Source organism: Pseudoalteromonas sp. TAP-3C (genome assembly GCF_059888565.1).
The window spans coordinates 1,175,709-1,188,418 of sequence record NZ_CM187618.1 but is presented as its reverse complement, the minus strand read 5'-3'; the positions used below and the strand labels follow the sequence as shown (position 1 = coordinate 1,188,418).

The 12,710-nt window shown below is 39.4% G+C and carries 7 protein-coding genes and 2 pseudogenes; 1 reads left to right on the top strand and 8 read right to left on the bottom strand.

Going from position 1 to position 12,710, the window contains the following annotated elements; all coding sequences use genetic code 11:
- Positions 1-7: 7 nt before the first annotated feature.
- Both AC6H44_RS05655 and AC6H44_RS05650 read right to left on the bottom strand, forming a co-directional pair.
- Positions 8-652 (bottom strand): annotated as a pseudogene (locus tag AC6H44_RS05655) (isoaspartyl peptidase/L-asparaginase family protein); the annotation flags it as partial.
- Positions 653-699: 47 nt separating this feature from the next.
- Entirely contained in the window at positions 700-1,404 is a 705-nt protein-coding gene (locus AC6H44_RS05650) for a SapC family protein (protein WP_500737926.1), read from the bottom strand.
- Positions 1,405-1,654: 250 nt separating this feature from the next.
- Between AC6H44_RS05650 and AC6H44_RS05645 the strand changes: the two genes are divergently transcribed.
- Positions 1,655-2,365 carry a DUF6445 family protein gene (locus AC6H44_RS05645; RefSeq protein WP_500737925.1) on the top strand — a complete coding sequence of 237 codons (711 nt, stop codon included), beginning with the start codon at positions 1,655-1,657 and terminating at the stop codon, positions 2,363-2,365.
- A gap of 29 nt (positions 2,366-2,394) precedes the next feature.
- Here the strand turns inward: AC6H44_RS05645 and AC6H44_RS05640 are convergent, their stop codons facing one another.
- The 6 genes and pseudogenes from AC6H44_RS05640 to AC6H44_RS05615 all read right to left on the bottom strand — a co-directional run.
- Complete coding sequence (locus AC6H44_RS05640) at positions 2,395-3,915, bottom strand: tryptophan halogenase family protein (RefSeq protein WP_500737924.1); 1,521 nt, start codon at positions 3,913-3,915, stop codon at positions 2,395-2,397.
- A 74-nt stretch (positions 3,916-3,989) separates the two neighbouring features.
- Positions 3,990-6,587 (bottom strand): TonB-dependent receptor, encoded by a 2,598-nt coding sequence (locus AC6H44_RS05635; protein WP_500737923.1) that lies wholly within the window; start codon positions 6,585-6,587, stop codon positions 3,990-3,992.
- Positions 6,588-6,988: 401 nt separating this feature from the next.
- Positions 6,989-7,699 (bottom strand): 6-phosphogluconolactonase, encoded by a 711-nt coding sequence (gene pgl, locus AC6H44_RS05630; protein WP_500737922.1) that lies wholly within the window; start codon positions 7,697-7,699, stop codon positions 6,989-6,991.
- A gap of 3 nt (positions 7,700-7,702) precedes the next feature.
- Complete coding sequence (zwf, locus tag AC6H44_RS05625) at positions 7,703-9,175, bottom strand: glucose-6-phosphate dehydrogenase (protein ID WP_500737921.1); 1,473 nt, start codon at positions 9,173-9,175, stop codon at positions 7,703-7,705.
- Positions 9,176-9,409: 234 nt separating this feature from the next.
- Positions 9,410-11,056: a glucose-6-phosphate isomerase gene (gene pgi / locus AC6H44_RS05620; RefSeq protein WP_500737920.1), complete on the bottom strand. Its 1,647-nt coding sequence runs from the start codon at positions 11,054-11,056 to the stop codon at positions 9,410-9,412.
- 309 nt (positions 11,057-11,365) lie between these two features.
- Positions 11,366-12,694, bottom strand: a pseudogene (locus AC6H44_RS05615) (rhodanese-like domain-containing protein); the annotation flags it as partial.
- Between the last annotated feature and the right edge of the window lie 16 nt (positions 12,695-12,710).

Below are 12,710 nucleotides of genomic sequence, written 5' to 3'. Positions count from 1 at the left end.
AATGCGCTTATTCGTCGCTAAAAATACCCACGTAAGTCGCTTGCGTATTCGATTTACTCGCGCGGTACATGCCTGTAGTGTTAAACGGTAGGCTAATATTGCCTTTTGTATCAACAATAATAACACCGCCTGTGCCACCAATCGGTTTAAGCACCTTATTTATTACTTCATCGCCTGCTTGGGCTATGGTTTTACCCTGATATTTTACCCGTGCGCAAATATCACTTGCCACAGTATAACGAATAAAATATTCGCCATGGCCGGTTGCCGATACCGCACACGAGGCGTTTTCTGCAAAGGTACCCGCGCCGATAACCGGCGCATCACCAATACGGCCAAAACGTTTTGCGGTCATTCCGCCCGTTGACGTGCCCGCCGCTAAATTACCTTGTTTATCCAGTGCCACCGCGCCCACAGTCCCCACTTTATAATTAACCGGTAACGCCTTGTGCGCCGCTTGATAATCTTTACTGGTATTTCTGCTCGCCTCTAGTTTCTTTTTGGCTTTTAGTAACGCCTCATAGCGGTGCTTTGTATCAAATATATTATTTTCGACTAAGCTCACGCCTTGCTCTTTAGCAAACTCTTCAGCACCTTGACCACTTAACATCACATGCACTGATTTTTCCATCACTAAACGGGCAAGTTTAATGGTATAAAAAAAGCGCCCTGAGGCGCTTTTCAAATGCTGTTTAAAAATTACGCTTGTTGCGCTTTTAAACGCGCTAAACGGGCTACTTGATGAGTAGACGTTAAAAAAGAATAAATAGGTGCTAAATAACCGCGTTTACGAAGCTCTAGAAAATCTGCATCGCTTAGCTCATTTAGTTTTTTCTCATCAATAAGGTAAATACCGTTGATGTCTTTTTTCTCGCCTTTAATATCTACTGTGAGTGTTTGTGCTACTAATAGCTCTTTGTCAGCAAGAAATTTAGTAAACGCATCAGTGACTTGTGAAAACTCAATAAACGATACTAATGCTTCTTTACGACGCTTAAGGTAATCAGTTTCTTCACCGTTTTCAAATAATGCATTACCGTCTTCTTCACCCACTAGTTGACTTGCTTCGTCAATTACAATACCAAATTGGTCTTGCTCAGGGTGCTTTACTAACCCTAATGGGTAACGTGTTGTTGCCATAGGTGCAAAAGCAGCTGTCCATTTGTCGCCATCAACAAATAAGTTTTCACCTGGCTCTAGGCCAAACATAGCAACCGCTTGAAAAGTACCTGTTTCGTTATTTTTAACAAAAGACATTGGAAATTCATTAGCGATACGCGCAAACTCATGGGCTACCACTGGTACTAAGTGTTGCGTTTTCATAAATTCGATATTGATGCCATTTTTAATTTTAGTGTTGGCATGTTTTTCGTTGTGTAAAGGCTGTACTTGTTGCTCCGCCATGTTACTGCTCCGTTATTTTATAAATTTGATTTTTTACTGTTAGTGTCCTAAGGCTAAAGGTTTTGACGGCAAAAAGGAAGTGAAAATTTTGTGTCAGTTTGTTCGTTATTAATTAACAAATAGAGACAGTTTTTGTTTGTACAATGCATAGTATAAAAAATATACCGCAGTGGTTTTGTTTTTTGTTTCTTAATAATGGATTTTTGTTAATATATTCAATAATCTTAGAAAGAAGTAAGTTAAATTGATAATGGAACACTACAAATTAAACCCTGATTTTAAGGTTGAAGTCGTTCATCTTAAAACGGTGAGTGAAGATGTGATCATCATCGACAATTTTTTAAAAAGTATTGATCCAGTTGTCAATTTTGCCAACCATGTTGCTTATTTAGAGCCGGTTGGCAGCGATGGTACTTTGTTTCCTGGTAAGCGAGATGTAATGCCTGAACCTTATTACCGCACTTTTAGGCAGCTCTTAATATCTTTACAAGCACGAGGGGTTTTTAACCACGAACAAAAAACGCTCTATTTGCATCGTTGCAAACTATCGTTAGTGACCCAAAAAGCCAGTGAACTTAAATTACTACAACGTATACCTCACATAGATTCAACCGATAATAACACCTTTGCAGCAGTGCATTACATATCGGGTAAAGAGTCTAACGGAACGTCAATTTATCGCTATATTCCTAAGAACCTAGTTAAAATAACCGCACAAAACCAACACCTTTTTAGCGAAATAATAGAGCAAACCAAGAATAATGAATCAGAACATCGAGGGTATTTAAACAGTAATACCGCATTATTTGAGCAAGTTATCAATATAAAAGCAAAGCAAAACCGCGTCGTGTTATATAAAAGTAACTTACTGCATTGTGCTAACCTAGATAATGACTATCAATATAATGGTGATCTAAAAAATAGCCGCTTATCCATTTCCTCATTTTTTAGAATTGATTAAATAATATCTTTTTGACTTTAATTTAAATCCTAATTTTTTTGCAAGCCAAATTGATGTATTTTATTAATGAGCTCTCTATGTTTTGGCAGCTCAGCTAATAATTGTTTTATCCGAGTGTTTTTAAGGGCATGTTGTTTATCAGCCAACTCTTTCATCTGCTCAGTTACGGCTTTTTTACGAGGCAAATAATTCATACCATAAAGCACGTAGAGATAATTTTCTAAATCAAACAAATCAAACTTACTGCTGAAGTCTTCCCGCAATGGTGCAAAATTTTGCCAACGCGCTAAGTTACATTTAAGTTTATCAGAGAGCCCCGATGCGTCACGATTGTCTTGCCAAAACGAAGAGTCGTTTCTATCAGAAATGCAATAATGCATTTTAATAAAATCAAAAGTACTTTCCCACACATAAGCTACATGCTTATTAAAATCAGCCGCAATGTACTGTATATCAGCCTTATAACGAGGAAAGCGCTTGGATAATAGACCTGCTGAAAAATCGGTCAGCAAAATAGCCGTCGCTTCAAGGGGCTCCACAAACCCCTGAGATAAACCAATAGCAACACAATTTTTTTGCCAAAACGATTCTCTGCGCCCTACTTTCATAGGAATTTTACGTGGCTGTAAATTGGTAAATTTATTACCAAGGTAATGATGCAATTTTTTTATCGCTTGCTCTTCATCCATGTGTTTAGATGAATAAACAAACCCAACACCTCGACGCTTTGTCAGTGCTATATCCCAAATCCATCCAGCTTGGTGAGCTGTGGCGATAGTATAAGGAGGAATTTCATCATCTAATGATGTAGGAACTTGCAAGGTAAGTGCAGTATCTGTGAGTAACTCATGAGAACGATCAATAAATCCAACATTTAATTTTTTACCAAAAATAGCGGCGCTAAATCCTGAGCAATCAACAATAAAATCATAAGCTAGCTGTTTATTATCGCTATCTATTAAATGGCTAATAAAACCATTATCGTCAAGTATAATGTCTGAAATATCAGCATAGAGGTGTTTAACTGCAAAATTAGCCTGGGCATGTTTCATTAAAAACGCCGCAAATTTTTTAGCATCAAAATGATAGGCATAGCCATTGACTCCAACATACTCAGGGGTAGATATTGACTTAGGAGCATATTTTTCTTCACAGCAAATTTCTTGCTTAGACACCGCATTGGCATAACGATTATGTAATTCACCAGCAAGCCATTGCTGGGTCATTTCTTCACCAAATATATGGGGGTGATCGAATAAATGATGGTAGTAGTTTTCACCATGCTTTTTTTTATCGAGCCAATTTACAAATTTAATAGATTGCTTAAAGGTAACATCACACTCTTTGATAAAGTCAGTTTCCCGAATACCAAACTTTTGAAGCGAATTACGAATTGAAGGAACTGTCCCCTCACCAACGCCAATGCTCGCAATAGTGGGTGATTCTATTAAAGTGATTTCAGTACCTGTGCCCAATAAAGCATGACCTAAATGGTTAGCGGTTAACCATCCTGCTGTGCCCCCGCCAACAATTGCTATTTTTTTTATCATAATTAAATCACTTTATAAAAAAGCTAATAAAAAGCCCAGTCATAACCGGGCTTTCATTTCGTTATCTAATTAAATTAGAAACGTAAGGCAATACCTAATCTGTAGCGTGCTTCACCTTCAAAACTCCATGCTGGATAACCATTACGAAGCTCCGGCTTAACTTCTGCATCACCTGTGGCTGTACCTATCTGAATGCTGTCTTCTTCGGTTATGTTAACAGCTTCAAATGTTAAATCTAAGTAGTCAGTTATGGCGTAGTTTGCAGTTAAATCAAGTGTTCCGTAGTCTTGGTGCTCACGGTTACCGTAGAAGTAAGGTGCTTCACGAACCATATATTCTGAACGCCAGTTATATGCTAAACGAACACTGTAGTCATCAGTTTCATAGTAACCTACCACGTTTACGGTATGCTCTGATGAATCAGAGAATAACTCGATACGATCTGGAAAGTTTTCAGCAGGTGCTTCTGAGTCGACCCATGTATAGTTTGCTTGATAACCAAAGCCACTATCAAACCCATCTTGAATTTGCAGCTCTATACCTTGAATTTCACCACCTGAACCTGTGCCTTTGGTTGCTACTGTCCAGTTATCAACATCTGAATCAGGGTCAACGATACCAATACTTTGATTAAGAATTTGATCAACTTTTGTAAATGATGAAATATTCTTAATAAAGTAGGTCGCACTTACCATGCCATCACCATCAAAGTAATATTCAACCCCTAAATCTGATTGTGTTGCTTTAAATGGCTCTAGACCGATATTACCTGTAGAAATAACTTCATTTCCTACTGTACCGTCTTCGTAACCTGAGAGTGACGAAGCTGCAAACATATCCGTGTAGTTAGCACGCGAAATAACCTGTGCAGCTGAGAAGCGTAAAATTACATCTTCGGTTAAATCAAATGCAATATTCACACTTGGTAGCACTTCATTATAATCCGCTTTTTCTGTGCTCAAACCATTGCCGTAACTACCCGTTGCATCTAGCGCATAGTAATCAGACTCTGCATCAGTTGATACATAGCGAATACCGAAGTTACCACGAATGCCCTCAGCTGAGAAATTAGCCATTGCATATAAAGAAATATTTTCTTCTTGAATAGTTCCGTAACCTGATTTGTATGCTATTGAGCTATTATCAAAGCTTGTAATTGCTGCATAGCCATCACCAATCATTTGATCAAGCTTTGGCTGGGGTAATACATAACCCGCACCTGATGTCACTGTACCTGAATAATAGCGTGACGCATCATAAGCTGAAATCGAATCGACTACGTTTGCGGTGTAGGTTTCTTGCTTAACGTCATGATCAGCCCAACGAAGACCTGTTTTAATTGACGTAATAACACCGAAATCTACAGGGAAAGTAAAATCAAGCTGGGCATAGGTTTCTTCATCTGTGTTTGGCTGCTTTTTAAGTGCCCAACCAGCAGAAGATAACTCCCCTTGAAAGTCATCGGGTGTAAAAGACTTGTTAGCCACATCAATTTTTATTTCATCGCCAGTTGCATCATACGTACCCGCGTAATCTGCTGCAGTTCCTAACCAAAAGCCATAATTAGCCGTTAAGTCTGTGCCACCGTCTGATTGCGTATTACCAATTCGACCTTCAATTTCAAATTTTTCACCTACATATTTGAAGTCTAAATCAACGGTTTCTGATGTCATTGAGCCCGCACGAGCCCATGTTTGTGCCCAGCCAGGGTTGGCACCATTACCTGAACGCCGATAAAAAGTACATGTGCCATCTACATTTACTTGCTCACACGCAGCGTCCTTATCATCTGGGAATATTACAAATAATGACGTATTTGCATTATCTGCGGATAAATCTAAACTCATGACGTTCAAGCCAAACTCTAACTCATCACTTGGTCTATACTGGAACGTAGCATTTATCGCAGTACGTTCACGTTGTTGTTGAAATGTTGAAGGAACAATGTCACCCCAACCAACTAACGACTCAATACCATTACGCTGATAGTTAGTTTCTGAAAATGCCGCCGAAACAAGTGCACCAAAAGTTTCATCCTCATTTTTCCAACTATACAAACCTGAAATTTCTGGATCGACTTCTTCTGATATTGAGCCGTAATCACCTTTAATACTTGCAAATACAGTATTTGCATCTAACTCTAGTGGTTTACGCGTATTAACAATAACAGTACCACCAATACCGCCTTCCACAATATCGGCCTGCGATGATTTATACACTTCAATACTACCCACCATTTCAGGCGGCAGTAACGAATAATTAAAGCTACGATCAATATTTTGTTGATCATACCAACCTGTTGAAGCAACAGAGTGGCCATTCAATAAAGTACGTGTTAGTTGCGCTGATGCACCACGGATAGAAACTTGTTGACCTTGCCCAAATGCTCTATTTACAGCAACACCAGAGATACGGCCTAATGCCTCGCCTACATCGCTGTCTGGAAACTTACCTACATCTTCAGACGATAATGCATCTACCACAGAATCTGAAAAGCGTTTAGTGTTTAAAGATGCCTCTAAAGAGCCGCGAATACCACGTACTTCAATAACTTCAACATCTTCTTGAACTTTAGTTTCATCGGCTGCGAATGCAGCACCAGTAAACCCGGCTCCCATTACTAAGCCGATATTTACTGCTAATAAGCTTTTTTTAAAATTTTTAGCTAACACAGGATTCCCCTCGAATCATTTTGTTGGTTTTGTTCATCATTTTGCCCCACCATTATGACAGCGCTGTCATGATAGTAACAAACCATACATGCTAAATTACATTTTTGCTACATTTTTCCGCGCTTTTTGTATGAAATTTAACTGATTTATTATTAAATAACTGATTTTAAAATAATTAATTATTTCATAAAAAACAGGGTTCAGTTGGTACTTACGTTCAAACTAGTAACATGAATATTTTTGGCTAATGCTGTTCAAAATTGTAAAGGGTGTGAATATTGCCTGTGGTTAAATGCCTAGCTTATTTAATCTTAAGCTAAAAAAAGGCCAGTAGCGAAGCGACTGACCTTTAATTAAACCATTAAGAGAATTGGTTTTAGAATAGTTTATTTATGTAAAAGCTAGGGTGCCCAATAGACTTCAATATTGATATCAGGATGATTTAATACCGCACGTAGTGGCATTTCATTCACATCGCCCCCTGCTTTTGCCTGCTTATAAACAGCAAGCTTCTCATCACCACTAATAAGTAATTTGACCACTTTTGACTGTGCAATTGCGCTCAACGTTAAGCTCATACGCTCGGTAATACTGCCAGTAACGTCACTTTGTATCGCATTAATAGCGCACACAAGTTGATTTGAGTTTAAGCCGTTTTCTAGCCCATTTGCACGTGGAAATAACGACGCTGTATGGCCATCAGGGCCCATACCTAAAATGGTTACATCAAACGGACGTTTTAATGCTTGAAACTGCGCTTCACAAGCATCAACGCCTTGTTCGGCAGTCGGTGCTGTATTTTTCATGCTAATAAAATTAGCCGCTGCACCATGATTTTGTAATAGAGTACGCTGAATAAACGCCTCATTACTTTTTTCATGACTCACATCAACCCAGCGTTCATCAACCATAGCAACATCAACATTAGCCCAGTTTAAATCAAGGGTTGACAAATGCTGGTACGCAGGCTCTGGTGATGAACCACCTGAAACCATCAGTACTGCTCGGCCATCACCTTCAATTCCATCACGTAGCGCACACTCTAATGACTGAGATAGCTCAGCTGTTAGCGCGGCTTTATCATCGAAAAATTTTTCTACTATCGTTGCCATTATCTATGCCTTATCGCCAGCGTTAAACCATACATGATTACTCTCTGCTAATAATTCATCAGCGTCTTCAGGGCCCCAAGTACCGGCTCTATACAATGCGGGTTTACCTTTTTCTTGCCAGCGTTCAATAATAGGGTCAATCCATTTCCATGCTTGGCGCACTTCATCACGATGAATAAATAGGGATGGATTGTTAGCAGCCGCATCGAGCATTAAGCGCTTATAAGCATCTGAATGAAAACCATTACTGTATGCTTGCGACAATTCAATGTTCATAGTCACAGGCTCAAGTTGCATATCTAAATTATCTAAACGCTTAGACATCAGGGTTAGCTGAATGCTTTCTTGTGGTTGTAAACGAATGATCAAACGGTTTGGCTCAATATTGCCTACGCTGTCTTCGTATACGTTATGTGACACTTGTTTATACTGCACTACAATTTCAGCGCAGCGTTTTGCCATACGTTTACCCGTGCGTAAATAAAATGGCACACCCGCCCAACGCCAATTATCAATGTGGGCACGAATAGCAACGAACGTTTCTGTTTTACTTGCCCCTTCATTTAGCTCTTCAAGATAGCCTGGGACAATTTTACCCTCTAACTCGCCTGGGACATATTGACCACGAACACAATTGTCATCAACCTCTTCATTTTCAAGTGCGCGTAATGCCTCCAACACCTTTAACTTTTCATTACGAATGCTATTAGCATTGAGCTTATGCGGCGACTCCATGGCAACTAAACATAACAGCTGTAATAAATGGTTTTGTACCATGTCACGTAAAGCACCTGCTTTATCGTAAAAACCGGCGCGGCTTTCAAGCCCTACCGTTTCTGACAAACTAATTTGAATGTTATCAATCGATTTAGCATCCCACATGTTTTCAAATAATGAATTTGAAAACCGTAGCGCCATTAAGTTTTGAACAGTTTCTTTGCCTAGGTAGTGATCAATACGGAAAATTTGCTCTTCATTGAAATATTCAGCAATTTTCGCGTTAATCACTTCAGCTGACTCGCCGCAATAACCAATTGGCTTTTCAACTACAACACGAGAGTTAGCCGTAATTAGCTTTTTAGTCGAAAGTATTTCACAACAGGCCCCATACACAGCGGGTGGAAGAGATAAATAAAATACACGCGATTTATCGCTGTCGTCTTCATCTAGAATTTTTTTCAGTACATCCCAGTTATCATCTGCTTCGGTTACATTGCTCACTACTGGCACTAAAAACTTTGAGAACGATTTCCAATCCTTTGCGTTATATTCGCCTTTACTTAAAAATTCTTGTAGTGCTTTGTGTGCGGTATCGATGTATTCATCGCATTTACTTTGTTCTCGCACGGTAGGTAAAATACGTGAGCCTTGCGGTAAGTTGCCTTCTTGATATGCTCGATACATTGCAGGTAATAATTTGCGTAACGCAAGATCACCACCGCCCCCAAAAATTATAATATCAAAAGGATTAAGCATAGTTACTCTCTACGTTTATGCTACCTGCACTACCGTATTGGTAATCAGTTATAGCGGTTTATTATTTCGATCATGCAAACTTTTATACAAAGCCTACTTATGTTGTTTGTTAACTGCGCGATTATAAATGGGTCTAGGGACACTGTAATTCCTCTCACAAAAATACAGGCCCTAGGACTCCAGCGCTACCCGTTCAAAGGTATTTGGTTACTTAATGTGTAATAAGTGAATATGTTACTGCGTACGATGTTGTTTATAGTAAGTCATTAAACCGTGCGTTGAGCTGTCGTGCTCATTAACCACGTTGTTATCGGTTAATTCGGCCTCAATTTTAGATGCTAAACCTTTCCCAAGCTCAACACCCCACTGATCAAATGAACATACCTGTAAAATAATACCTTGGCAAAAAATCTTATGTTCATACAGTGCAATTAAACGACCCACCGCTTTAGCATCTACCGTATCTAATAATATAGACGTTGTTGGGCGATTTCCTTGATGGATTTTATGCTTAAGTAGCATTTCAATTTGCTCAGGCGTTTTACCTTTGGCGGTTAAATCAGCGGTTATCTGCTTAGCATCCACCCCGTTCATTAATGCTTCGGTTTGTGCAAAGAAGTTCGATAATAAAATATCGTGATGCTTATCAACATTAACTTGTGGCTTAATAGAGCCGATAAAATCAGCAGGAACAATGACATTACCTTGATGCAAGCATTGATAAAACGCATGCTGGCCATTTATTCCTGTCATACCCCAAATAATAGGCACCGTTGTGTAAGGTACAGTTTGCCCATCAAAAGAGACATGCTTGCCATTACTTTCCATTTCACCTTGCTGTAAATATGCAGGTAACATGTGCAGCGCTTGGTCGTAAGGTAAAATAGCTTGCGAATTAAAGCCTAAAAAGCTGGTATTCCAAACACTTAATAGCGCCATAATTAAAGGAATATTTTGCTTAAGCGGCGCCGATTTAAAATGCTCGTCAACTTCAAATGCCCCTTCCAAAATAGCTTCGAACGCTTCAAACCCTGCATAAAGGGCAATAGGTAAACCAATGGCGCTCCACAGTGAAAAGCGACCGCCAACCCAATCCCACATGGTAAATACGTTTTCGTCACGAATACCAAATGCAGCGGTTTTTTCTAAATTAGTGCTTACGGCTACAAAATGCTTTGCTATGGCGCTTTTATCTTTGGCGCTTTGTAAAAACCAGTCAACCGCAGTTTTGGCGTTGGTCATAGTTTCTGAGGTGGTAAACGTTTTTGACGAAATAACAAACAGTGTGGTTTCAGGATCAACTTTATCTAATATCGACGCTATTTGTACGCCATCGGCATTAGAAACGTAATGAATGTTTAAGGTATTATCAACCAAGGCATTAAGTGCCTCTGTTGCCGTTTGTGGGCCTAGGTTTGAACCCCCTACGCCGATACTCACTACATCCTTAACCGCTTTTCCAGTATAACCTAGCCACTGACCGCTACGCACTTTTTCAACAAAGGTCTTCATCTTTGCAAGTTCAGCATTGACCGCTTCGGTAATATTTTCACCGTCTACAACAAGTGGGGTGTGAGCCCGATTTCTAAGCGCCGTGTGTAACACTGCACGGTCTTCGGTAATGTTTATTCTCTCACCGGCAAACATTTTTTCACGCCATGCCTCAACGTCGCATTCTTTCGCTAATGACATTAACTGATCGAATACTTTTTCATCAACTCGTTGTTTTGAGTAATCAAACAATATACCTGGAATGTGAGAAGAGAATCGAGAAAAACGAGAATCGTCTTGTGCAAATAAAGTTTTCAGATGCATTTGTTTCATCTTTTGTGCACTATTTTCTAGTGCTTGCCAACTTGCTAACTCAGAACGGCTCGCCATGTGAACATCCCCTAATTGATTAATCTATTGATTTTAAGCATTTTATTTAAGTTTTTACGACGCTAAATAACCGGATTTTGTAAAAAGCAAAGCCCAATATTATATCTTAAACAGCTTGATTTAGGTTATTTTTATAAGCATTGATGCAGATAATAGCGCAATTTTTTGCTTTTGACACCGGTATCATAAAATTAAAAATTGAATTTAACAACTAATCACCCACTCTGTTTAATGAAGATTTTATTAATTTCTAATTAAAATGAGCAAAAAAAAGACCGACACATGTCGGCCTATCCTCTAAATAAACTATTAACTCATCAACGCTAAACCGCCAGACAAGTTGAAGGCGCGACTGTAACCAAGTTCAGTTAAATTTGCGGCGGCAATTTTTGAACGGTTACCACTGCGACACACTAAAATATATTGATTGTCTTTATTTAACTGACCTTGAGTGAGTGCGTTTGCCATTCGACTTAAAGGAATATTTAAAGTTTTCGCCACGGGTACATTTAACATCGCACTTATGTTGTTAGCGCCATGCTCATAGGATTCTCGGGTATCAATTAAATAGGCGTTGCCTTGTGTAAGTATGTCTTTGGCTTGATTAAAGCTAAGTTGTAAAGCCTCAACAGTGGGTTTTGCATTAACATAGCCACAAAGGCTATTCGCTGGCGTATGCTGTTGTAAATCAGTCTGATATTTTTGCGTGGCAAATTCAGCGTTGTTGATCTGGCCTTTAATAAGCGCTTGTAATAACGGCGTTTGTTGCTGTTGTACAGCCCAGTTCATTGCAAAACACTGTTGATAGTCATGCCCTGAGCACACCACAGTTTGTGGATTAAGCTGCGCCGCTAACAAAGTCAGAGACTGTGCCATCTGCATGGCATCTGCGCCATCGAGCGCGGTATTACCAAGCCCTGCAGGTAAAATTAAGTCACCACAAAAACAGTACTGTACTTCACCATTATTGGCTTTTAATAAATAACTAACGCTGTCTTGACTGTGCCCTGGGGTGGCTAATTTTTCCAATACTTGGGTCGTTAATTGCAATTTATCGCTATTAATTGGCCAACCTAATTGATCAACTTCTCCAGCAATTAAGTGCTGTTTAAGCGCACTGCGCATTAAATCAAGCGCACAGCTTCGCTCTTGATGCTTATGAGTATTGAGAATAGCGATAATCGTTAAATTTTGTGTATTTACTATTTTTTCAAACCGGGGGATCAGTTCAATAATTGGATCAATAATCACTGCGTGTTTATCGTCGCTCACATACAACCAACTGCAGGCACCTTGGTGTCTAAATTGAGTAAGCCCTAACGCACATACTTCTTGCGCAGGGAAACTGCTGTCAGAAATAACCAAGCAGTTAGCTTGTAATACTGGCTTAAGTGCACGGATTTGCTCACACGCGTACTCTATTTGCTCCACAGTGGCAGCAGGTCCAAACGACAAACGAATAGCGTTTTCACTTTGAAACTTAGAAGCCCCCATCGCATCAAGCACAAAGCTTTGAGTGGCGCCCGTACTACACGCCGAGCCACCGCTGACTCTAATACCTGCCGCATCAAATAAATCGATAACCTCTTTACTGGTTAAATCCTGACGAATCCCCACAAAATAAAAATTAATGGTAGACTCTCATGATTATTTG